The sequence below is a fragment of the Comamonas antarctica genome (assembly GCF_013363755.1).
GTDB lineage: Bacteria > Pseudomonadota > Gammaproteobacteria > Burkholderiales > Burkholderiaceae_C > Comamonas > Comamonas antarctica.
The window spans coordinates 1,949,115-1,969,281 of sequence record NZ_CP054840.1 but is presented as its reverse complement, the minus strand read 5'-3'; the positions used below and the strand labels follow the sequence as shown (position 1 = coordinate 1,969,281).

The following is a 20,167-nucleotide window of genomic DNA, read 5'->3' as shown; positions in this document are numbered from 1 at the left end:
GACGGGTCGCTACTGCACCAGGCCATAGCATTTTCGCGAGAAATTCAGAAAATTCTATTGTTTTCACTTTAAATATAGTGAAATAGGCGGATGAGCACTAACTTCCTGGGCTTTCAAAAGCTCGCTGACCGGTACGCCATCCGCCTCATTCAACCGCTGCTCACGCAAAGCCGGCTCGGGACGGAGCGCAGAAGTCTCATGGAAGCCGATGTCGAACATCGCTTCTGGCCCGCCTCATACATGCCCCAGGATGACTTGCGTGGCCATTTCGAATTCGGCCTCAAATACGAGCGCATGAATTTCGAGTTTTTCTCGCGCTTGTTTGCCGTCATCGAACCGCAAGAGGTGCAAGCCTGGGTTCGGGACGCACCGACGGGCCAGTACGCCAGGCGCTGCGGCTTTTTCTACGAATGGTTCACCGGCCTGACGCTGGATGTGCCCGACACCCCGCAAAACGTCCCCTATGTAGACGCGTTGCCTTCCCGCGACTACCTCTGCGCCAGCAAATCGCACAACAGCAAGCGCTGGAAGGTCCGGGACAACATGCCGGGCGATGCCCGCTACTGCCCGCTGGTCTACCTGGGCCCGGTGGCGGACCGGGGCTGGATCTATGACGTGGCGGCAGGGGTCGAGAAACTCGATAACACCTATGGCAAGGACTTGCTGATGCGATCGGCAGCGTGGCTGACGTTCAAGGAGTCGCGCGCCAGTTTTGCCATCGAGCACGAAGACGACAACAAGGACCGGGTCAGGCGCTTCGCCGCGGCGATTCAGGAGCACAGCGGCAAGATGGCCAAGCCGCTTTTCATGCAGAATCTGCAGCTCCTGCAGCGCTCCATCCTGGGAGAAAATGCGCTGCGGCTGGGAGTACGCTCGTCGCCGGTGTTCGTCGGGCAGACCGGATTCAAGGAGGTCGTGCACTACATCGCGCCCATGGGCCCTGATGTGCTGCCCATGCTGGAGGGATTGCTGGTCTTCGACGAGAAAATCAAGGGCTGCAATCCGGTGGTGCGCGCCGCGGCGGTGTCCTTTGCCTTCGTCTACCTGCACCCGCTGTCGGATGGCAACGGGCGAGTGCATCGCTTTCTGATCAATCACCTGCTGGCCGAAGATGGCGCCACGCCAGCGCACATCATCATTCCGGTCTCCGCCACCATCGCTGGCTCGGCCCGGGGGCTGGCCGAGTACGACAAGGCACTGGAGGGTTTCTCGCGTCCCCTGATGCGGCGTTATGCCGACGAGTACCGCTTCGGCGAGGAGCAGACCTATCCTGACGGCGTGAGCAGCAACCTGGAGTTCCCCGCAGCGGCCGACGCGCTGCACGCCTGGCGCTATATCGATCTGACCGAGAAGGTGCATTACCTCAGCGGCCTGTTGCGAGAAACCGTGGAGCATGAAATGGCCGACGAGGCCGAAGCACTGCGCACCAACGACGCGGCGCGCGCGGCGATCAAGGAAGTGGTCGAGATGCCGGATGCCGATGCCGACCGCATCATCCGTTCACTCAAGGCCAGCCAGTGGACCGTCAGTGGCAAGCTGGCGCGCGAATGGCCCATGCTGTTCGCGCAAGGCGGGCGGCTGTTCCACCTGCATGCAGAGGTGGTGAGCGCGGTTCGCGACGCATTCGTGCGCCAGCCAGGCGCAAAAGCATGAAGATCGACACTCTCACGGTCCAGTTGGCCCTGGCCGTCGCCGAGGAAGGCAGCATCTCGCGCGCGGCCGACAAATTGCAGCTGGCCGTGGCCGCAGCCTCCAAGCGGCTGACCGATCTGGAGCGCCAGCTGGGCACGCCGCTGTTCAAGCGCGTGCCGCATGGGGTCAAGGTCACCGAGTCGGGCACCAAGCTGCTGGCGCATATCCGGCAGATCGACAGCCTCATTGCGCGCCTGGGCGATGATGCACATGCGATGCGCGAAGGGCAGGACGGGCGCATCATCATCGGCGCGCCCAAGGCGGCGATCATCGAGTTCCTGGCGCGCGATATGGCACGGGTGCAGCAGAAATATCCTCATATCACGCTGCAGATCATCGAAGAGAACAGCAAGATCATCCAGCAGCTGCTGCGCGACAAGGTGATCGACATCGGCATCTACGAGAAGAAGAGCGGCTTTATCGACATGGAGAAGTTCGATTACCGCAGTGGCGAACTGGTCGCGGTGTACAGCCATGCGCATTTCAGCTTCGGCCGGGCGCCGCTTGAAGCTGATCAACTGCTCGACTGCCCACTGGTGAGCCTGGGTCAGGGCTCGGCCGTCCTCGCCAGCCTGCAGCGGCTGCAGCAAAGCCGCGGCCGCGCGCTAGGACGGCAGTTCACGGTGAGTGGCTTCGACACCATGCTGGCCCTGGTGCGCCACGGCCTGGGCGTGGGGCTGATGCCGCCGGCCGTGCTGGACAGCCTGCATCCCGAGCCAGGCATCGGCCGCGTGGAACTGGCCGGCGACTGGCATCACCGCTCCTACGTGCTGTCCAGCGTCGCAGGCCGGGCGCAGGAGCAGACGCTGCGCAATGTGGTTGCCGAACTGTTACGGCCAGCCAGCAGCTGAGGTTCCATTACGTTTTCATTGAACCATCAGCCGTCAGGTTTCGCAAAACACGAAGCCAGGCATGTTGATTGCGGTCTTGCGGCCCACTCCTGGCTCGGCGAGCATTGCGCCAAACAGAACTAGGAGACAAGCATGAAACGTCGCGACTTCATTGCCGGCAGCACGGCTGCACTGGCCGCCCCATGGTCCATGGCTTCGGCCGCCGACCTGCCCAAAGGACCGATCAAGATCCTCGTCGGCTGGGCGCCTGGCGGCGGCACCGATGTGTTTGCGCGCATCGTCGGCCAGAAGCTCACCGAGCTCTGGGGCCGTTCGGTGATCGTCGAGAACAAGCCAGGCGCGACCGGTGCGCTCGCCGCAGACTATTTCGCCAAGACGCGTTTCCACGACGGCCTCACGCTGCTCATGGCCCACGTCAACACCCACGCGATCTCGCCGCAGATCTTCAAGAGCATCACCTATGACCCGCTCAAGGACTTCGCGCCCATCGTGCTGATCGGCGCGACGCCGCATGTGCTGGTGACCAGCAGCAAGAACAGCTACGCCTCGGTCAAGGAAGTGGTCGAGCTGTGCAAGAAGAACCCCGGCAAGATCAGCTTCGGCTCGTCGGGCACGGGCTCGGTGCAGCACCTCGCGGCCGAGATGTTCAACATGGCGGCGGGCGTGCAGACCATCCATGTGCCGTACAAGGGATCGGGTCCCATGCAGACCGACCTGATTGGCGGCCAGATCGATTTCAGCTTCGACACCATGACCGCGGCCACGGCCCAAGTCAAGGCCAAGAAGATGAACGCCATTGCGCAGACCCGCGTGAACCGCGCCAAGGGCTTCCCCGAAGTCGTCACGATGGACGAGCAGGGCTTCAAGGGCTTTGATGCGTCCAGCTGGTACGGGCTGGTGGGTCCGAAGGACATGCCCAAGGACCTGGCCAAGCGCATCAATGCCGATGTCAACAAGGTGCTGGCGATGCCCGACGTCATTGCGCGCTTCGACGGCTTTGGCGTCGAGGATGGCGGCGGCAGCGTCGAGAAATTCGCGGCCTTCATGGCCACCGAGTACAAGAAATGGGGCGAGGTCGTGCGCATCGCCAAAGTGACCGAGGAAAGCTGATATGAGCCAACAAACCACTCCACTGCCGCTGCAAGGCATCCGCGTTCTCGATGTGAGCCAGGTCATGGCCGGCCCGTTTGCCTGCATGCTGCTGGCCGACCTGGGCGCCGACGTGATCAAGGTCGAGCCGCCCACCGGCGACCAGACGCGCGGTGCGATGGGCTTCAAGATGAAGGGGCCCGACAGCATGGGCTTCCTCAACATGAACCGCAACAAGCGCTCGCTGACGCTGGACCTCAAGAGCGACGAAGGCCGCGAGTTCTTCTACAAGCTGGCCGAGACGGCCGACGTCATCGTCGAGAACTACCGTCCCGGCGCGGTGCAGCGCATGAAGATCGACTACGAGACCATCCGCAAGATCAATCCCAAGATCGTCTACGTGAGCATTTCCGGGTTTGGCCAGAGCGGCCCCTGGGCCACGCGTCCGGGCTTCGACCTGATGGCGCAGGCCATGTCGGGCGTGATGAGCGTCACCGGCTACAAGGGCGAGAAGCCGGTCAAGGCCGGCGTGCCCGTGGCCGACATCGGCTGCGCGCTGTTTGCCACCTACGGCCTGCTGTCCGCGTACATCGGCGCGCAGAAGACCGGCAAGGGCCAGCATATCGATGCCTCGCTGTTCGATTCGGCCATGGCGTTCTCGATCTGGGACATGTCCGACTACTGGGGCACGGGCGTCGCGCCTTCGCCGCTGGGCACCAGCAACAAGATGAGCGCACCCTACCAGGCGGTGAAGGCGCGCGACGGCTACTTCGTCATGGGCGCCACGAACCAGAAGCTCTGGGCCAAGCTGTGTGCGCTGCTCGAGCGCCCGGACCTGGTCGAACACGCGGATTACGCGACCGTGGCGCTGCGCCTGAAAAACCGCGAAGCGCTGATCGAGGAAATCGAAAAGAGCTTTGCCGAGCGCGACAGCCAGGACTGGGTCGACACCATGCTCGAAGCCGGCATTCCCGCGGGCCCGCTGCTGACCTACCCCGAAGCCTTCGAAGGCGAGCATGGCACGCACCGCAAGATGTGCATGGAGATCGACCATCCGATCGAAGGCAAGGTCAAGAACATCGGCTTCCCCGTGAAGATGCTGGGCACGCCGCAGCAGGTGCGGCGCCACCCGCCGCTGCTGGGCGAGCACAACGAGGAAATCATGGCGGAAATCTACGCGCTGTCGGCATGAGCGAGCTGGTCCAACTCACCATCCAGCCCACGGGCGCGGCGGAAATCACCATCCACCGGCCCGAGCGCCACAACGCGATGACGCAGGGCATGTACGAGTCGCTGCTCGAACGCATTGCCGAATGCGCGCGCAACCCGCAGGTGCGCGCGATCCTGTTTCGCGGCGCGGGCGGCAAGTCCTTCATCTCGGGCACGGACATCGGGCATTTCGCCGAGTTCAAGACGGCAGGGCAGGGCATTGCGTACGAGGCGTTTGTCGAACGCGTGATCGATGGCGTCGAGCGCATTGTGGTGCCGACGATTGCGGTGATCGACGGCTGGGCGGTGGGCGGCGGCCTGGCCCTGGCCACGGCCTGCGACTTCCGCGTCTGCTCCAATGGCTCGCGCTTTGGCGCGCCGATCGCCAAGACGCTGTCCAACACGCTGTCGTCGCGCAACATCGCGCGCCTGCAGGCCGCGCTGGGCGTGCCGCGCGTGAAGAAGATGCTGCTGCTGGCCGAATATGTCGATACCAGCGAAGCGCTGTCGTGCGGTTTCATCTATGAAGCCTGCCCGGCCGAGCAACTGAGCGAGCGCGCCAATGCATTGGCCGAGCGGCTCATGCAGCTCTCGGGCGTGACGCAGGCGGCCATCAAGGAAAGCCTGCGGCGCATTGTCGTCGAGCAAAACCTCGACGATGACGATCTCGTGGGCGACGTCTATGCCAGCGAGGCGTTCCAGCAGGGTGTCGCAACATTTCTCAAGCGCTGAAAGATTGCATTCACTTTCCCACCGCCGTCTGCACACACGCAACGGCGGTTTTTTTATTCGCGCATCGCAGCCAATCCGGGGCATTTCTTTGAAAATGGCCTGAGCGCCCGGGCCGGGCGTGGATCACAACGATACAAGGAGCAACATGACAGCAGCGCAGCGCCCATTCAAGGTCTTGGGCATTCAGCAGGTGGCCATTGGCGGCACCGACAAGAGCCGCATGAAGAAACTCTGGGTCGACATGCTCGGGCTTGAGCAGACCGGCACGTTCCAGAGCGAGCGCGAGAACGTGGATGAAGACATTCTGTCGATGGGACGCGGTGCCATGAAGGTCGAGGTCGACATCATGCAGCCGCTGGATCTCGAGAAGAAACCGGCCGTCCACACCACGCCCTTGAACCATATCGGGCTGTGGATCGACGACCTTCCGCGCGCCGTCGAGTGGCTGACCGCGCAGGGCGTGCGTTTTGCCCCCGGCGGTATCCGCGCAGGCGCGGCCGGTTACGACATCTGCTTTCTGCACCCCAAGAGCAATGACGAGTTTCCCATCGCGGGCGAGGGTGTGCTGATCGAGTTGGTGCAGGCGCCCGCGGATGTGATCGCGGCGCTGGGCTGAGCCGCGGTCAGACCAGCAGCCAGGCCGCAACAGCCGACAGCGCGACCACGCGCAGCGGGGGCTGGCGGCCATAGGCGAGCAAGCCGAAGCCGACGAGCGCAATGGCGAAATCCAGGCGCGTATGGATGGCGCTGGTCCAAAGCGGGTCGTAGAGCGCAGCCAGCAGCAGGCCGACCACCGCTGCATTCGCGCCGGCCATCGCGCGCTGCACGCTTGGGCGCTGGCGCAATGCTTCCCAGAACGGCAAGGCGCCTGCCACCAGCAGCAGCCCGGGAAGAAATACCGCGGCCAGCAGCACCAGGCCACCCGTCCAGCCGCCCAGTGGCGCGGGCATCAGCGCCCCCAGATAAGCCGCGAAAGTGAACAGCGGCCCGGGAACGGCCTGGGCCAGGCCGTAGCCCGCAATGAAGGCGTCGTTCCCAACCCAGCCCGGCGGCACGACCGCGGCTTGCAACAAGGCAAGTACGACATGGCCGCCGCCAAAGACCAGCGCACCGGCCTGGTAGAACGCCGCGAGCTGCGCGGGCAACGAGGTACCCGCGGCCAACGCCATTGACAGCAGCAGCAGCAACGCAAAGACCAGCAGGAGCACGACGGCCGCTGCCCTGCCCACGCCGGGGTGGCGAGGCGTGGCGGCGGGCAGCGCTGCGCTCTGCAGCCACAACAGACCGGCGAACGCCGCCGCTGCAATCGCGCCGACCTGTCCCAGCGCCGAAGGCACGGCCAGCGCGAGCAGCGCGGCCGCAATGGCCAATGCCGCGCGCGGGCGATCGGGACACAGCGCGCGCGCCATGCCCCATACCGCATGCGCCACCACGGCAACCGCGGCAAGCTTGAGACCATGCACGGCGCCGGAGTGGGCGAGCCAGGACCATTGCTGGAGACCATAAGCGCACAGTATCAATACCAGCGCCGATGGCAGCGTGAATCCCAGCCACGCGGCCAACGCGCCCGGCCAGCCCGCGCGCCCCAGACCCAGCGCAAAGCCGACCTGGCTGCTTGCGGGACCAGGCAGGAACTGGCATAGCGCGACCAGGTCGGCATAGCTGCCGTCATCGATCCAGCGCCTCCGCTCGACGAATTCCGCCCGGAAATAGCCCAGGTGCGCGACCGGCCCGCCAAACGCCGTCAGGCCCAGTTTGAAAAAAGCGAAAAAGACTTCGACAGCGTTGCCCGTGGGCGCGCGCTTGTCTGGCGTGGAAGGCAAGGAGGGCAAGGACGACATCGACAGAACCGGGGTGAAAAACCGCAACCCGCAGCATAGCGCGCGCATGACCCACGCGCAGCGCGAACGCCGGGCAGGCCGCGTATGGTTTTGGCTGCCGTTGGCACGCGTTGTCTGCAGCATGCGCGCGGCAATCGGCACAACCATCAAACAATGCCTAAAACGCTCGCATCACACACTAAAAATAGCGCAATTTACCTGCATTTGCAGGCATCCATTTTTCGCCATTTATTTTGCGGTCTGGAGCACGCAAGCGACGTATTCGCCTCCCACAATGGCTGGCATGGACTGCCGGCCTTCGCCCGCAGCCTGATCCAGGAGTGATTTCCATGTCCCACGACAACGTCTTGAACCCGCCTGCCAACGCAGCAGAGCAGGCCCTGACATTCCACGCACCGGTTGCGGCGCAGCGCGCGCCGCGGCCCGAGGCCGGCGAGTGGTCCGAAGCATCGGTGCAGCAATTGCTGGAGCTGCCTTTTCTCGACTTGCTGCACCGCGCGCAGGCCGTGCATCGCGCGCATTGGCCCGAAGGCGATATGGAACTTGCCACGCTGCTGTCGGTCAAGACCGGCGGTTGCCCCGAAAACTGCGGCTATTGCCCCCAGGCCGCGGAGTTCGATACCGGCGTCAGCGCACAAAAGCTGATGGAGGTCGATGAAGTGAAGGCCGCGGCCCAGGCCGCCAAGGACGCCGGCGCGACGCGCTTTTGCATGGGCGCCGCCTGGCGCGCGCCCAAGGACCGCGATATCGAAAAGATGGCGGCACTCATTGAAACCGTCAAAGGATTGGGCTTGCAGACCTGTGCCACGCTGGGCATGCTGCAGGACCACCAGGCCGTCGCGCTCAAACAGGCGGGCCTTGACTACTACAACCACAACCTCGATACCGCGCCCGAGTACTACACCGATGTGGTCAGCACGCGCAGCTACCAGGACCGGCTCGATACCTTGGCCGCCGTGCGCTCGGCGGGCATCAGTGTCTGCTGCGGCGGCATTGTCGGCATGGGCGAGGCGCCCGTGCACCGCGCCGGCCTGATCGCGCAGCTGGCCAACCTCGATCCCTATCCGGAATCGGTGCCCATCAACAGCCTGGTCGCTGTGCCCGGCACGCCGCTGGCCGACAGCGAACCGGTGGATCCGCTGGACTTCGTGCGGGTGATTGCCGCCTGCCGCATCACGATGCCGCGCGCGCGCGTGCGCATGTCGGCCGGACGCCAGCAGATGGGGGAAGCGGTGCAGGCCCTGTGCTTTGTGGCCGGCGCGAATTCCATCTTCTACGGCGACAAGCTGCTGGTCACCGGCAATCCCGAAGTCGAGGCCGACAACCGGCTGCTGCGCAAGCTGGGCATGCCCATCCGGCGCAGCGCCGGTTGATGCAGCCGGTCAGGCGAGGGTCAGCGTGACGTCGATGTTGCCGCGCGTGGCGTTGGAATAGGGGCAGACCTGGTGGGCGTCGTCCACGAGCTTCTGGGCCTGTTCGCGGTCCAGGCCCGGCAGCTTGACGGTCAGGCGCACGGCAATGCCGAAGGCCTGGCCCACGGGACCCAGGTCGACTTCGGCGTCGATAGCCGTGTCTTGCGGCAGCGTGACCTTCTGGCGTGCGGCCACGGCCTTGAGCGCGCCGATGAAGCAGGCGGAATAGCCAGCGGCAAACAGCTGCTCGGGATTGGTGCCCTTGCCCGCGCCGCCCGGCGAGGAGAGGGTGATGTCGAGGCGGCCATCATCACTGCTGGCGGCGCCATCGCGGCCACCCGTGGTATGGGTGCGAGCGGTATAGAGAACTTTGTCGAGCGATGCCATGGAGGTACTCCTTGAAAGTGAAAACGCTTCAGTGGGAAGCGGGAGGGATCAGCGTGACCAGGTGGTCACGCCATTGCTGGAGTTGCAGGCGCAAGGCCTGCAACTCGGAAAGGGTGCAGGGGCTTTGCTGCAGCATGCATTCGGGAATGCCGGCGAGCTTTTCGCGCAGTTCCCGGCCTGCAGCGGTCAGCACGATGCGCACACGGCGTTCATCGGCGCTGTCGCGCTGACGCTGCAGCCAGCCCGCGCTTTCCATGCGCTTGAGCAGCGGCGTCAGCGTGCCGGAATCGAGAAAAAGCCGTTCGCCCAACTCCGACACCATACAGTCGTCGTTTTCCCACAGCGCAAGCATCACCAGGTACTGGGGATAGGTCAAGCCCCAGGGCTGCAGCAGCGGCTTGTAGAGCTTGGTCGTCGCCAGCGACGCCGAATACAGCGCAAAGCACAGCTGGTTGTCGAGCCGTGGAAGCTGGTCGCTCAAGGAGGAATCGGTGCGGGGCATGGGCTTATTGTTGCGCACAATTAAATTGCACACAACTTAATTGCAAAAAGAACCTTTGTTCAGCAGGGTCGGCGTACCGCGTTCAGTCCTGGGCAGGCGGGGGCACGGCGCCGGGCCGCGACTTGTGGGCGAGCCAGGCGCGGCGCACGAACGGGTCGGTGACGCAATACATGCCATGGCTTTTGCGCATGATGATGTTGGCATTGCGCAATTCGTCCGCCACGCGCTGCACCTGATCGGTCGTCACCTCATGGCCCACCACGGCACCGTAGGCGGCCACGGAGTCGGCCGAGAACAAGCCGCGCACGCCGTCTTCGGCAGCGACCACACGCTCGAACACCGCCAAGGCGAGCAAGCCCAGGTCTTCGATCTTGCGCAACTCCACATCCGCGGCCGCGCTTTTGAGCGTGAGCGCAATGACCGGAAAAAAAGTATCGACCTGGCCGGCCACGTATTGCTGGACCATGCGCAAGGCGCGCAGCAGCTCTTCGGGACGGTGGCCCAGCGTCTCGAATGCCGCGACTGCGACCGCAAGACTCGGCACTTTCGCGCCTTCGGCCGCGACCGCGGCCAGCAGGTATTCGACATAGTCGTCGCCCAGCGTCGGGTAGCCCAGCGAAGTTGCGCCCGCGAACGCCTGCTTGCCCTGCAGCGTGAGACTCGCCACCTGCGCGCGGTGCGAGCCCGTGCCGATGAACAGGAAATAGCCGGGCGTGTCGGGCCGCGGGTTGATCGCATCGCGCGCGGCCTTGAGCGCGAGCATCAACTGCGCGCCTTGCTCGGTCGCAAGCACCTGCTGCACTTCGTCGACGATCAGCACCACATGGGTCTTGGCCTTGTCGACGACTTCCATCAGCGCCTGGGCGAGCGTCGGGCCGCCCTTGCTGCCCAGATCCATGAGTTCGAAGCCGAACTTGACGCCCAGCGCCTCGACATCGAGCCCCTTGATGCGCGCGAGCCGCGCCAGCACACTCGAAGCAGGCGTCTGCAATTCCAGCAGCGCATTGCGTATTGCCGCATGCACCAGTGCTCCGGGCTCGGCATGGGTGTCCGACCAGAGATCCACATAGATGACGACCGCATCGTGCGCTTCGAGCGCAGGCATCAGATCCTGCTGGAGAAAGGTTGTCTTGCCCGTGCGCCGCAGTCCCGAAAGAAACAGGCCGGAGCGCAAGCCCTGGTCCAGAATGCCAGGGCGCAGCAGTTGCCCCGCCATCTGCTCGGCCAGCGCGTGTCGAGGGAAGTAGCTCATTAGCGTAAATTATTCAAATGGGATAATTATGATTATTGGATAATTTTCCATAATTGACCAGCGCAAGGCCGTACGGCGGGTCGGGCAGGCTAGTCTCCTTCCATCATGCGCGCCGCCTGGTTACCCAGCGCGGATTCGGCACGGAAGTAGCCCAGCACCGTGGCCACGCTCTGGTGGCCTGTCATTGCCATGGTGTCGGACAGCGGTACATTGCGCCGGCCAGCCTCGGTGACAAATCCCGAGCGCAGCGAATGCGCGGAGAAATCGCCCTCGATTCCCGCCGTGGCACAGCGCTCGCGCACGATGTTGCGCACCGCGGCCGGGCTCAGCGGCTCGCCCAGATGGCCGCCCTTGAGAATGCGCCGGAAGATCGCGCCTTGCTGGATGCCGCTGGCCTGCAGCCAGGCCTCGAGCGCGCGCGCGGCCGCGCCCAGAACGGGTTTGTGGTTCTCCGGCGCATCCACGCCCGCCTGGTTGGTCTTGGAATAGGCCAGGGTGTAGAGATAGTCGCCCGACGGCATGCGGCGCAGGAACTGCATGTCGGCCCCGGCGACTTCGGAGCGCCGCCGGCCGCCACTGGCCCAGGCAAACAGCAGCAGCGCGCGGTCGCGCCGCCCACGCAGGCTGTCGTCGCAGGTATCGAGCAGCTGCGCCAGCAGGTCGCGCGTCAGCGCATCCTTCTTTTGCGGCATGGCGCCGCGCTTGGCATAGGCCTTGCGCGTGCGCGACAGCAGCTCGCGCACGCGCGGATCGTGGCAGGGGTTGGGCAGATCGCGCACCTGGTGCGCCTTGGAAAGCACCGACACCCGGTGCACCAGCGTGTTGTGCGCTGGTGCGCCAGGGCGCGATTTGTAGCCGGCCTCGACCAGCGCCTGGTCGATGGCCGCCGGCATCTCGCAGCTCAAGCCGTTCGGCGTGCTGCGCTGCGCATGGTCGACCACGAACTGCAATACGCAATCCGCGGAGAGCGGGAGCACGATCTGGCGGCCGTAGCGCAAGGCATGCCAGGCAGCCCAGTAGCGCAGCGCGCTCTGGTAACTGGTGCGCGTATTGAGCGACTCACCCTCGCGCAGCAGCGCGTGCATGGCCTGGCGGGCCTGCTCATCAAGGCCTTGCGCCGACAGCGGCGCCGGCAGGGTGGAGTTTCCATCGGCCCGGTACAGGGCGTCTGACGTTGCCGGGGAGGAATGCTGGGAATTCGACACATCACCCACAAAAACCGTATTGGACATGTTGAAACTACACAGTTTGTATTATTAAATATGTAATGCGTATTGTATAATACATATATAGCAAATAACTAACGATAACAATCTCTTATCGATACCAATCCTAGCAGGATGCCAAGATGAACAGTCCCAAAGTAACCCGCGGCGTGCAGGAAGCCGATGTCTGGGCCGCTGCCGACGCCTTGCTGGCCCAGGGCCTGCGCCCGACCATCGAACGCGTGCGCCAGCAGATCGGCCGCGGCTCGCCAAATACCGTGAGCCCGATGCTCGAGTCCTGGTTTGGCACATTGGGGCAGCGCCTGGGCGTGGTGCAAACCCCCAATCCACAGCAGGGCGTGCCCGAGAATGTGCTGCGCCTGGCGCAAGAGCTTTGGGACAGCGCGCGCGGACAGGCCCTCGAAGCGGCGCAACAGGCCTTGCAGGAGCGCGAAGCGGCGCTCGAAGCCAGTCGCCGGTCCCATGAGGCCGACCTGGAGCACATGGAGCAGCGCGAAAAGGCCTTGCACCAGCAGAAGCAGGCGATGGACGAAGCCATGAAGCTGGCGCGCGCCCAGGCGCAGGAATTGTCCCGCCGTCTCGACGAGATGCAGCAACTGGCACAGGAGCGCGAGGCGCAGCTCAGCAGCCTGCGCGCCGAATTGGCGGCCGCGGCCAAGGCGCGCGAGCAGGAGCGCAAGGAACACAGCGAGGAGCAGCAGGCCGCGGCGCAAGAGCGCCAGCGCCTGGCCGAGCAGTTTGCGGGCAACGAACGCCGCATGCTGACCGACCTCGACCGCGCACGCCAGGAGGTCACCAGCGCCAAGAAGGCGCAGGCCGAGCAGGAGCGCAAATCCGAGGCGCGCCTGGCCGAATGGCAAACCCGCCAGCAGCATCTCGAGGAAGAACTGCTGCAGGCGCGCACCCAGTTGCTGGGCGCGCAGCAAAGCGCCCAGGCGGCCCAGGAGCGCGTGACGGATCTCAAGGCCTTGCTGCTGGCCACGCAGAATGCATCCGCGACGCCTGCGCCCGGCGCCAAGGCGCAGCCGCGTGCCGGCACGCCGTCGCTGCAGCGCCGGGCCCTGGCCCAGCGGGCGCGCCATCTGCCGCGCAAGTAGACCGTTGGCAAGGGCATTGCTTGCGCGGCAGGGCGATCGGAGCCATGGTCTTGGCCCGCGGCCCCTGCCGCGCTCCCAAGGAGAACCGATATGCGCTGCTTCCTCATTGCCTTGCTGACTGCGGCCGCCAGCCTGGCGCAGGCGACACCCGGCGGCCTCGATGCCAACGGCTGCCACAACTCCAGGAAAAAGGACTTCCACTGCCACGTGGCCGGCGACAAGGCGCGCGCCAAAACCCAGGGCCGCGCCGAAACGCCGGCGCAGCGCGAGAAGCGTTTGCTGCGCGAATGCCAGGGCCACCCCAATGCGGGTGCGTGCCTGGGTTATGCCAAGGGGCCGGCAGGGCCCGCGCGCTAGCTGCGCAGCGCCAAGCGAGCGGTCCAGCGTGGTGGCGGCCGGCGGTTTGGTCCATGTAAGGAGCTGTCCACAGCACGTTTCACCTACAGGCTGCTGGTTTGCGGCGAATACAAGCTCTATTCACAGCAAAAATGCGGAGAATAGAGCTTCAATTGCCGCATACCCCCCGGGGCGGCTCGGCTGCCGGCCGAAATGGAAGGTTTCGTCGAATGGGGGCACACCGACGGCAGCCACCATCCACTGATCAAGGCCGGGCTGGCCCATCTGTGGTTCGTGACGCTGCACCCCTTCGATGACGGGAACGGGCGCATTGCCTGCGCCGTGGGCGACCTGTTCCTGGCACGCGCCGACGCCAGCCCGCAGCGCTATTACAGCCTGGCCGGCCAGATCCAACGCGAACGCGAAACCTATTACGCAATCCTGGAGTAGACACAACAGCACGGCATGGATGTCACGGCCTGGCTTCAATGGTTTCTGCGCACGGTGCACAGGGCCGTAGAACAGGCGTTGGCCGGCGTGGACGTGAGCCGGCAGCGCAACGCCTATTGGAGCCGGTTTGCCGACGTGCCACTGAATGCGCGCCAGCAGAAGGTGCTCCACCGCCTGTTCGAAGACTTCGAAGGCAAGCTGACGACGCAGAAATGGGCGGCCATTGCCAAGACCTCGCCCGACACGGCCTTGCGCGACCTCAACGCGCTGGTCGAGGCCGGCATGCTGGTAAGGGCAACGGCCGGAGGGCGCAGCTCGGCCTACGAATTTCCGGCCGAGTTCCGGCGCGCGCAGGCAGGTGCAGGGAACAGCACCTCGATGGCGCGCTGAATTCCGCCATACCCGGTGCAGCGGCAAAGATGACCGCACATCAGCGCGCTGGCGTTGGCGGCATCCATGCCCGGCTGCTGGTGCAGATAGGTCAGTCCCATGACCATGCCCGGACTGCAGTAGCCGCACTGCACGCCGCCGCATTGCGCCAGCGCCGCAATGACCGGGACGCTCTCGGGCGCCTGGGACAGCGCCTCGATGGTGGTGATGCGCCGGCCTTGCAGTTGCCAGGCCATCAGCAGGCAGCTGTTGGCGGGCTGGCCGTCGAGCCACACCACGCAGGCACCACAGCGGCCCACCTCGCAGCCGGGCTTGGCGCCGGCAAGACCGAAATGCTCGCGCAGCAGGGTCAGCAGCCGCTGGTCGGCCGCGCAATGCAGGGACACCGGCTGGCCATTGAGCACGAAAGACCAGGCCGGATCCTGGATTGCCGCGTCGTGCGGGAGGTCCTTGTTCATATGGAAGCTCCTTCCAGCAGGCGAAAGACCGTTTCCGGCCGTACCGGCAGGCGGTCGATCGGCGCCTGCAACGCACAGGCAATGGCGTTGGCACAGGCCGGCGCCGCAATATTGACGCTGATTTCGCCCGTGCCGCGCGGCCCGGCGGTGTCGCCCTCGGGCAATCCCTCGACGGCCCAGACATCGAACATCGGCGCATCGGCCAGCGTGGGAACCAGGTAGCTGTCGAGATTGCGTTGCTGGTAGTGGCCGTCCACACAGTCCAGCGCTTCCTGGGTGCACAGCGCCTGGCCCATCAGCGCACCGCCTTCAAGTTGGCCCATATAACCCATGGCCGACACCACGGGGCCGACCGCGCCCACCAGCGCCATTTCCACGATGCGGATGCTGCCGGTCCAGCTGTCGACCACCGCATGCGCCGCCGCCGCGCAGGCGCCAAACACATAGTGGGTGTCGGGCGCGTCGCTGGGCGTGACTTCGGGCGCCTGGTCGATGGCGATGGCCGGACGCTGCGCGCCCAGCAGCCGCGCCAGCCGCGCATAGCTGGCGACAAGGCCGGCAGGGCCGTGGATGCCGCCGGCCCCGAGGCGCAGACTTTCGAGCGGCAACCCATGCAGAGCGGCCGTGGCCGCGCACAGCTGCGCGCGCCATTGCGGCGCGGCGCGCTGCAGCGCGCGCCATACCAGCGTGGTGGCCCGGGAGGCCGCCACCGGGCCCGAGTCGGGCGTGCAGCGCGTGTCGCCCAGCACCGGGCGCAGGTCCTGTGCGCTGCAGTGCAGGAAATGCATGCAGGTGTTGCGCACTGCAGCCAGCAGGTTCTGCCCGAGTTCGGTGAAGCCGCTGCGCAGCTCGATGGCGCCGTCTGCGGCCAGCGCCAGCTCCATGCGGCAGCCAAAAGGAAATCCCTTGCCGAAGCCATCGCTGCGATGTACCAGCGCCAGGCCGATGCCATGGCGGTAGCGGACATGCGGGCCATCGCTCCAGTGGCGCGTGCGATGGGCCGTCCACAGCGGGTGCTGCACCAGTGCCGCGAGTGCGCGCTGCGGGCCGTCGAAAGGCACCACGGTCTGGCCCAGCGGCCCGGGCGCATCGGCGGGCTTGAGGTTCTGTGCGCGGAAATGCGCGGGATCGAGCCCTGCGGCGCCGGCCAGCCGGTCGACCTGCTGCTCGAGCGCGAACTGCACCTGTACCGCGCCAAACCCGCGGAAGGCCCCGGCAACGCCATTGTTGGTATAGGCCAGCCGGCCGGCGATGTCGACGGACTGCCAGGCATAGGGGCCGGGCGCATGTTCGAGCGCCGCGTCAAGGACTTCCGGGCCATGGGTCGCATAGGCGCCGGTGTCGGCCAGGATTTGCACGTGGTGGAACGTGAGCCGGCCGCGCGCATCGCAGCCGCTTTCCATGCGGATGCGCATGGGGTGGCGCTTCACGCCGAAGTCGCTGGACTGGGCGCGTCCCAGATGCAGGCGCACGCTGCGCCCGGTCTTCCAGGCCAGCAGCGCGGCAATCGGCTGCACCGTGAGTTCATCCTTGCCGCCATACGAGCCGCCGACGGGTGAGCCCAGGCTGTGCACGCGCTCTGCAGGCAGCGCTAGCATCGCGGCAATGACCTGGCGTTCCCGCTCCGGGTTGTGGTTGGCAAAGAACAGGCGCAAGCCGCCCTCGCCGTCGCATTCCGCCACGCCGCCTTCGGTCTCGAGAAAAGCATGCATCTGGCGCGGGGTCTCGTAGCAGGCGCTGACGCGATGCACCGTGGCCGCATCGGCGGCGCTGGCGTCGCCCAACCGGTGGTGGTGCGCATGCAGCAGATTGCCGCCCGCATGCAATTCAGGGGCCTGGGGCGACAGCGCGGCCTCGGGGCAGGTGAGAGCCTCCAGCAGTTCGTACTCGACGGCGATCAGATCCAGCGCCGCATGCGCGATATCCAGCGTATCCGCGGCCACGGCCGCGACGGCATCGCCCACATAGCGCACGCGGTCGCGGCACAGCGCGGGCCGGTCCACGCGGCGCAGTCCGTAGTCGGCCTGGCCCGGAATGTCGGCGTGGGTGACCACCGCGTGCACGCCGGCAAGCGCGCATGCCGCAGCGGTATCGATGCGCAGGATGCGGGCATGCGGGTGCGGGCTGCCCAGGATCGCGCCGCGCAGCTGGTCCGGCGCAATGCGGTCCGTCAGATACAGCGGCATGCCGCTGAGCTTGACCGCGGCATCGCTGCGCACCAGGTCCGCCTGTTCCAGCGGACGCACCACGCCCGCGGGCAGGGAGGCAAAGGAGGGCTTCATGGCAAGGGGGCAGGGGCCAGCAGGCCGCAATGGCCGGCAATCAGCCGCGCGGCCAGATGGGCCAGGTCTTCAGGGTGGCCGATGGGCAGCCCGTCGTCGGCACAGGCTTCGCGCAGGCCGTCGAGCGCCCAGGCGCCGTGCAGGCCGGCATTTTGCTGCAACCAAGCCAGCGCATGCACCAGCAGCCGTGCCGGCAGGCCCGGCGCGGCGGCCGCGGCATGGCTCAGCGTGCGGCCGCAGGCCGGGATACCGCTCCAGCGCAACGCCAGGCGCAGCCGTGCAGGAGCAAAGGCCGCACGCACCGCCGCTTTTTCAAAGACCGCCTGCGGTGGCTGGCACCCGGGAAGCAACGGGATGTGCAGGGCGGCCAGCAAAGGCAACGCGGGGACGGGTGCAGCGAGCCATTGGGCAAGGGGCAGGCGCTGATCCGGCGCCAGCACACCCTCGGCCTGGGCATCAAGCACCAGCAACGCCGGCGTGCTGTCGCCCCAGCGCCAGCCGACATTGCCGCCCAGCGTACCGAGATGGCGCACGCCCAGCGCACCGAGCTGGTCCAGCGCCTGCGCCAGCAGCGGCGCATGCGCGATCACCAGTGGATGCGTGCGCACGGTTTCAAGCGCGCACCCCGCACCGATGCGCAGCGTGCGGCCGCCATCGGCAAGGCCGATGCCGCGCAGTGCCTCCAGCGCATGCAGCGGCACCAGGCAGCAGCCTTGCGGGGCGCGGTGGCGGTCGCCCCATTCCTGCTGCAGCGCCGTGGCGCCGGCCACGAAGCGCGCGCCGGGATGCGCATCGCGCAGTGCCTGCGCATGGGCTGGACTGTCGGGCCAGAGCAGTTGCATGGGAGCTTTCAGCGTCCGGCCCAGAAGGCCTTTTGCTGCGCCGCGATCTCGGCTTCGAGCGCAGGCACCGGGCCGATCAGCTCGACCGGCTTCTGGCAGTGGTCGAAGACATAGCGGGACGAAACGCTCATGGTCGGGTTCTCGGCATGGTTGCCGGTATGCGCCAGCAGCGCGTGTTCGGTCATGCCGAACACCACGCGGCCGATGTTGGCCCAGTACGACGTGCCGGCGCACATGCAGCAGGGCTCGACCGAGGTGTAGAGCGTGCAGCCCCAGAGGTAGTCCGCGGGATAGCTGCTGGCCGCAACCCGCGCCAGCGTCGATTCGGCGTGGTTGACGGTGTCGATGTTGCACTGCTCCAGCAACACCGTTTCGTTGTCTGGCGCGACCAGGATGGCGCCAAACGGGTGGCGGCCCATGCGCACGGCGCGCTCGGCAACTTCCATGGTGCGGCGCAGATGGCGTTCGATCTGTGAAGGAGTGGGGGGCAGGGTGGTCATGGCAGTGCAATGGTGAGAGAAGGGATCAGACCTTGGAGCTGCTCCAGCCGAAAAAGCGTTGATGCACCCATTGCACCAGGCTGTAGAGCGTCAGGCTGCTGAGCACCAGCAGCGCCAGCGCGGCGAACGCCACCGGCACCTTGAACGAGGATGTCGTGAACAGGATCAGATAGCCCAGGCCTTTTTCCGCGGCCACGAACTCGGCCACCACGGCACCGACCACGGCCAGCGTGACCGAAACCTTCAGGGCCGAGAACACATGCGGAATGGCAAACGGCATGCGCACCTGCCAGTACTGGCGCGCGGTGGTGGCGCGCAGCGAGCGCGACAGCTCGATGAATTCGGCCGGCACCGACGACAAGCCCAGACAGGTCGACACCACGAGCGGAAAGAACGCCAGCAAGGTGGTGATTGCCACGCGCGGCAGCACGCCCGCGCCCAGCGTGACCACGATGATGGGCGCCACGGCAACGATGGGCGTGGACTGGATCACGACCAGCCAGGGCATGACGATGCGCGACAGCAGCGCCGAGCGCGTGATGGCCACGGCCAGCGGAATCGACAGCGCGATGGCCAGCGCGTAGCCCAGCAGCGCCACTTCGATCGTCGCCCACAGATGCTCGGCCCAGCGCGCCAGGCCCAGGCTGCCTGCAGCCGCAGCGATCACGCTGGGGGCGGGAAGAATGTATTCCGGCAACTGAAGCGCGCGGCAGGCCAGCTCCCAGAGTCCCAGCAGGACGATGAAGGCCAGCAGCGAAGCGTGGCGGTAGGCAAAGGCTTTCATGGCAGGTCGGATCCGGAAGATGGCATGGGGAAGGCGGGCGGCGGCAGGTCAATGCGGGTGCCGCGTGAACACCTGCTCGCGGATTTCATGGGCCATGCGCGTGAACACCGGATCGGCCAGCGTCTGCAGCGTGCGAGGCCGGGCCAGCGGTACGTCGATGATCTGTGCCACGCGGCCCGGGCGCGCGCTCATCACCACGATGCGGTCCGACAGCAGCAGCGCTTCCTGGATGGAGTGCGTCACGAACACCACGGTTTTCGGGCGCTCGCTGCAGATGCGCAGCAGCTCGAAGCTCATTTCGTCGCGCGTGAGCGCATCGAGCGCCGAAAACGGCTCGTCCATGAGCAGGATGTCGGGGTCGTGCAGCAGCGAGCGTGCAATCGCCACGCGCTGCTGCATGCCGCCCGACAGCTCGTGCGGGCGCTTGTGGCCGAAATCCTGCAGGCCGATCATCTTCAGCAACGCCTGCGCCCGGACTCCATCCTTGGCGTCGACGCGGCCGTATTTGTGGCGCATTGGAAAGGTGATGTTGTCGACCACGCTGAGCCAGGGCAGCAGCGTGGGCTTCTGGAACACCATGCCGATCTCGTCGCGCGGCTCGGTCACCGGCAGATCGAAGATGCGCACCTCGCCGGCACCGGGGCGCAGCAGCCCGGCAATCAGGCGCAGCACCGTGGACTTGCCGCAACCCGAAGGCCCGATCAGCGAGATGAACTCGTTGCGCTGCAGGTGCAGGTCGACGTTGTGCAGCGCCGTGACCGGGCTGCCATCGCTGGACACGAAGGTTTGGGTGACGGCATTCAGATCGATGACGGAGGGCATGGGGCGGCGGGTC

21 protein-coding genes and 1 pseudogene are annotated in these 20,167 nt (G+C 65.9%); 11 read left to right on the top strand and 11 right to left on the bottom strand.

Annotation, left to right across the window (positions count from 1 at the left end):
* Nucleotides 1–90 precede the first annotated feature (90 nt).
* The 6 genes from HUK68_RS09405 to HUK68_RS09380 all read left to right on the top strand — a co-directional run bounded on the left by HUK68_RS09405 (nucleotide 91) and on the right by HUK68_RS09380 (nucleotide 6,189).
* Nucleotides 91–1,653: a Fic family protein gene (locus HUK68_RS09405; protein WP_175503963.1), complete on the top strand. Its 1,563-nt coding sequence runs from the start codon at nucleotides 91–93 to the stop codon at nucleotides 1,651–1,653.
* Nucleotides 1,650–2,543 (top strand): LysR family transcriptional regulator, encoded by an 894-nt coding sequence (locus HUK68_RS09400; protein WP_175503962.1) that lies wholly within the window; start codon nucleotides 1,650–1,652, stop codon nucleotides 2,541–2,543. The genes HUK68_RS09405 and HUK68_RS09400 overlap by 4 nt, the downstream gene beginning before the upstream one ends.
* 132 nt (nucleotides 2,544–2,675) lie before the next feature.
* Entirely contained in the window at nucleotides 2,676–3,653 is a 978-nt protein-coding gene (locus HUK68_RS09395; RefSeq protein ID WP_175503961.1) for a Bug family tripartite tricarboxylate transporter substrate binding protein, read from the top strand.
* A 1-nt stretch (nucleotide 3,654) separates the two neighbouring features.
* Nucleotides 3,655–4,824: a CaiB/BaiF CoA transferase family protein gene (locus HUK68_RS09390; RefSeq protein WP_175503960.1), complete on the top strand. Its 1,170-nt coding sequence runs from the start codon at nucleotides 3,655–3,657 to the stop codon at nucleotides 4,822–4,824.
* Entirely contained in the window at nucleotides 4,821–5,573 is a 753-nt protein-coding gene (locus tag HUK68_RS09385; RefSeq protein ID WP_175503959.1) for an enoyl-CoA hydratase, read from the top strand. Before HUK68_RS09390 ends, HUK68_RS09385 begins: the two co-directional genes overlap by 4 nt.
* 145 nt (nucleotides 5,574–5,718) lie before the next feature.
* Nucleotides 5,719–6,189: a VOC family protein gene (locus HUK68_RS09380; RefSeq protein ID WP_175503958.1), complete on the top strand. Its 471-nt coding sequence runs from the start codon at nucleotides 5,719–5,721 to the stop codon at nucleotides 6,187–6,189.
* A gap of 7 nt (nucleotides 6,190–6,196) precedes the next feature.
* Here HUK68_RS09380 and chrA read toward each other — a convergent pair whose 3' ends face one another.
* Nucleotides 6,197–7,414 (bottom strand): chromate efflux transporter, encoded by a 1,218-nt coding sequence (gene chrA, locus HUK68_RS09375; RefSeq protein ID WP_175503957.1) that lies wholly within the window; start codon nucleotides 7,412–7,414, stop codon nucleotides 6,197–6,199.
* Here chrA and HUK68_RS09370 point away from each other — a divergent pair.
* Both HUK68_RS09370 and bioB read left to right on the top strand, forming a co-directional pair.
* Complete coding sequence (locus tag HUK68_RS09370; protein ID WP_175502329.1) at nucleotides 7,377–7,727, top strand: hypothetical protein; 351 nt, start codon at nucleotides 7,377–7,379, stop codon at nucleotides 7,725–7,727. The two genes, chrA and HUK68_RS09370, sit on opposite strands and share 38 nt — an antisense overlap.
* 16 nt (nucleotides 7,728–7,743) lie before the next feature.
* Complete coding sequence (bioB, locus tag HUK68_RS09365) at nucleotides 7,744–8,787, top strand: biotin synthase BioB (protein ID WP_175503956.1); 1,044 nt, start codon at nucleotides 7,744–7,746, stop codon at nucleotides 8,785–8,787.
* A gap of 9 nt (nucleotides 8,788–8,796) precedes the next feature.
* Here bioB and HUK68_RS09360 read toward each other — a convergent pair whose 3' ends face one another.
* From HUK68_RS09360 to HUK68_RS09345, 4 genes are all read right to left on the bottom strand, one after another.
* On the bottom strand, nucleotides 8,797–9,213 hold the full coding sequence (locus HUK68_RS09360; protein ID WP_175503955.1) for an organic hydroperoxide resistance protein: 417 nt from the start codon (nucleotides 9,211–9,213) through the stop codon (nucleotides 8,797–8,799).
* 28 nt (nucleotides 9,214–9,241) lie between these two features.
* Nucleotides 9,242–9,715, bottom strand: a complete 474-nt coding sequence (locus HUK68_RS09355; protein WP_175503954.1) for a MarR family winged helix-turn-helix transcriptional regulator — start codon at nucleotides 9,713–9,715, stop codon at nucleotides 9,242–9,244.
* An 82-nt stretch (nucleotides 9,716–9,797) separates the two neighbouring features.
* Entirely contained in the window at nucleotides 9,798–10,967 is a 1,170-nt protein-coding gene (locus HUK68_RS09350; protein ID WP_175503953.1) for an ATP-binding protein, read from the bottom strand.
* Nucleotides 10,968–11,056: 89 nt separating this feature from the next.
* The gene (locus tag HUK68_RS09345) at nucleotides 11,057–12,199 is read right to left on the bottom strand and encodes a site-specific integrase (protein ID WP_175503952.1); all 1,143 of its coding nucleotides are present in this window, start codon (nucleotides 12,197–12,199) and stop codon (nucleotides 11,057–11,059) included.
* Between the two features lie 116 nt (nucleotides 12,200–12,315).
* Between HUK68_RS09345 and HUK68_RS09340 the strand changes: the two genes are divergently transcribed.
* From HUK68_RS09340 to HUK68_RS23525, 3 genes and pseudogenes are all read left to right on the top strand, one after another.
* Nucleotides 12,316–13,290, top strand: a complete 975-nt coding sequence (locus tag HUK68_RS09340; RefSeq protein WP_175503951.1) for a DNA-binding protein — start codon at nucleotides 12,316–12,318, stop codon at nucleotides 13,288–13,290.
* A 90-nt stretch (nucleotides 13,291–13,380) separates the two neighbouring features.
* Nucleotides 13,381–13,647, top strand: a complete 267-nt coding sequence (locus HUK68_RS23170) for a YHYH domain-containing protein (protein WP_208458691.1) — start codon at nucleotides 13,381–13,383, stop codon at nucleotides 13,645–13,647.
* Between the two features lie 165 nt (nucleotides 13,648–13,812).
* A pseudogene (locus tag HUK68_RS23525) lies at nucleotides 13,813–14,466 on the top strand (Fic family protein); the annotation flags it as partial.
* Here the strand turns inward: HUK68_RS23525 and HUK68_RS09325 are convergent.
* From HUK68_RS09325 to HUK68_RS09300, 6 genes are read right to left on the bottom strand one after another with little or no spacing between them, the layout of a single operon-like run.
* The gene (locus tag HUK68_RS09325) at nucleotides 14,397–14,924 is read right to left on the bottom strand and encodes a (2Fe-2S)-binding protein (RefSeq protein ID WP_175503950.1); all 528 of its coding nucleotides are present in this window, start codon (nucleotides 14,922–14,924) and stop codon (nucleotides 14,397–14,399) included. The pseudogene HUK68_RS23525 and the gene HUK68_RS09325 overlap by 70 nt on opposite strands.
* A complete protein-coding gene (locus HUK68_RS09320) occupies nucleotides 14,921–17,206 on the bottom strand; it encodes a molybdopterin cofactor-binding domain-containing protein (protein ID WP_175503949.1) in 2,286 nt (761 codons plus the stop codon). The genes HUK68_RS09325 and HUK68_RS09320 overlap by 4 nt, the downstream gene beginning before the upstream one ends.
* A complete protein-coding gene (locus tag HUK68_RS09315) occupies nucleotides 17,203–18,048 on the bottom strand; it encodes an FAD binding domain-containing protein (protein WP_175503948.1) in 846 nt (281 codons plus the stop codon). The genes HUK68_RS09320 and HUK68_RS09315 overlap by 4 nt, the downstream gene beginning before the upstream one ends.
* 8 nt (nucleotides 18,049–18,056) lie before the next feature.
* Complete coding sequence (locus HUK68_RS09310) at nucleotides 18,057–18,548, bottom strand: nucleoside deaminase (protein WP_175503947.1); 492 nt, start codon at nucleotides 18,546–18,548, stop codon at nucleotides 18,057–18,059.
* A 25-nt stretch (nucleotides 18,549–18,573) separates the two neighbouring features.
* Nucleotides 18,574–19,332, bottom strand: coding sequence for an ABC transporter permease (locus tag HUK68_RS09305; RefSeq protein ID WP_175503946.1), 759 nt, complete (start codon nucleotides 19,330–19,332; stop codon nucleotides 18,574–18,576).
* 48 nt (nucleotides 19,333–19,380) lie between these two features.
* Complete coding sequence (locus HUK68_RS09300) at nucleotides 19,381–20,154, bottom strand: ABC transporter ATP-binding protein (protein WP_175503945.1); 774 nt, start codon at nucleotides 20,152–20,154, stop codon at nucleotides 19,381–19,383.
* Nucleotides 20,155–20,167 lie beyond the last annotated feature (13 nt).

Bases quoted from the DNA above. Each gene is read 5' to 3' on its own strand.
- HUK68_RS09405 (WP_175503963.1), top strand. From the start codon at position 91: ATGAGCACTAACTTCCTGGGCTTTCAAAAGCTCGCTGACCGGTACGCC.
- HUK68_RS09400 (WP_175503962.1), top strand. From the start codon at position 1,650: ATGAAGATCGACACTCTCACGGTCCAGTTGGCCCTGGCCGTCGCCGAG.
- HUK68_RS09395 (WP_175503961.1), top strand. From the start codon at position 2,676: ATGAAACGTCGCGACTTCATTGCCGGCAGCACGGCTGCACTGGCCGCC.
- HUK68_RS09390 (WP_175503960.1), top strand. From the start codon at position 3,655: ATGAGCCAACAAACCACTCCACTGCCGCTGCAAGGCATCCGCGTTCTC.
- HUK68_RS09385 (WP_175503959.1), top strand. From the start codon at position 4,821: ATGAGCGAGCTGGTCCAACTCACCATCCAGCCCACGGGCGCGGCGGAA.
- HUK68_RS09380 (WP_175503958.1), top strand. From the start codon at position 5,719: ATGACAGCAGCGCAGCGCCCATTCAAGGTCTTGGGCATTCAGCAGGTG.
- chrA (WP_175503957.1), bottom strand. From the start codon at position 7,414: ATGTCGTCCTTGCCCTCCTTGCCTTCCACGCCAGACAAGCGCGCGCCC.
- bioB (WP_175503956.1), top strand. From the start codon at position 7,744: ATGTCCCACGACAACGTCTTGAACCCGCCTGCCAACGCAGCAGAGCAG.
- HUK68_RS09360 (WP_175503955.1), bottom strand. From the start codon at position 9,213: ATGGCATCGCTCGACAAAGTTCTCTATACCGCTCGCACCCATACCACG.
- HUK68_RS09355 (WP_175503954.1), bottom strand. From the start codon at position 9,715: ATGCCCCGCACCGATTCCTCCTTGAGCGACCAGCTTCCACGGCTCGAC.
- HUK68_RS09350 (WP_175503953.1), bottom strand. From the start codon at position 10,967: ATGAGCTACTTCCCTCGACACGCGCTGGCCGAGCAGATGGCGGGGCAA.
- HUK68_RS09345 (WP_175503952.1), bottom strand. From the start codon at position 12,199: ATGTCCAATACGGTTTTTGTGGGTGATGTGTCGAATTCCCAGCATTCC.
- HUK68_RS09340 (WP_175503951.1), top strand. From the start codon at position 12,316: ATGAACAGTCCCAAAGTAACCCGCGGCGTGCAGGAAGCCGATGTCTGG.
- HUK68_RS23170 (WP_208458691.1), top strand. From the start codon at position 13,381: ATGCGCTGCTTCCTCATTGCCTTGCTGACTGCGGCCGCCAGCCTGGCG.
- HUK68_RS09325 (WP_175503950.1), bottom strand. From the start codon at position 14,924: ATGAACAAGGACCTCCCGCACGACGCGGCAATCCAGGATCCGGCCTGG.
- HUK68_RS09320 (WP_175503949.1), bottom strand. From the start codon at position 17,206: ATGAAGCCCTCCTTTGCCTCCCTGCCCGCGGGCGTGGTGCGTCCGCTG.
- HUK68_RS09315 (WP_175503948.1), bottom strand. From the start codon at position 18,048: ATGCAACTGCTCTGGCCCGACAGTCCAGCCCATGCGCAGGCACTGCGC.
- HUK68_RS09310 (WP_175503947.1), bottom strand. From the start codon at position 18,548: ATGACCACCCTGCCCCCCACTCCTTCACAGATCGAACGCCATCTGCGC.
- HUK68_RS09305 (WP_175503946.1), bottom strand. From the start codon at position 19,332: ATGAAAGCCTTTGCCTACCGCCACGCTTCGCTGCTGGCCTTCATCGTC.
- HUK68_RS09300 (WP_175503945.1), bottom strand. From the start codon at position 20,154: ATGCCCTCCGTCATCGATCTGAATGCCGTCACCCAAACCTTCGTGTCC.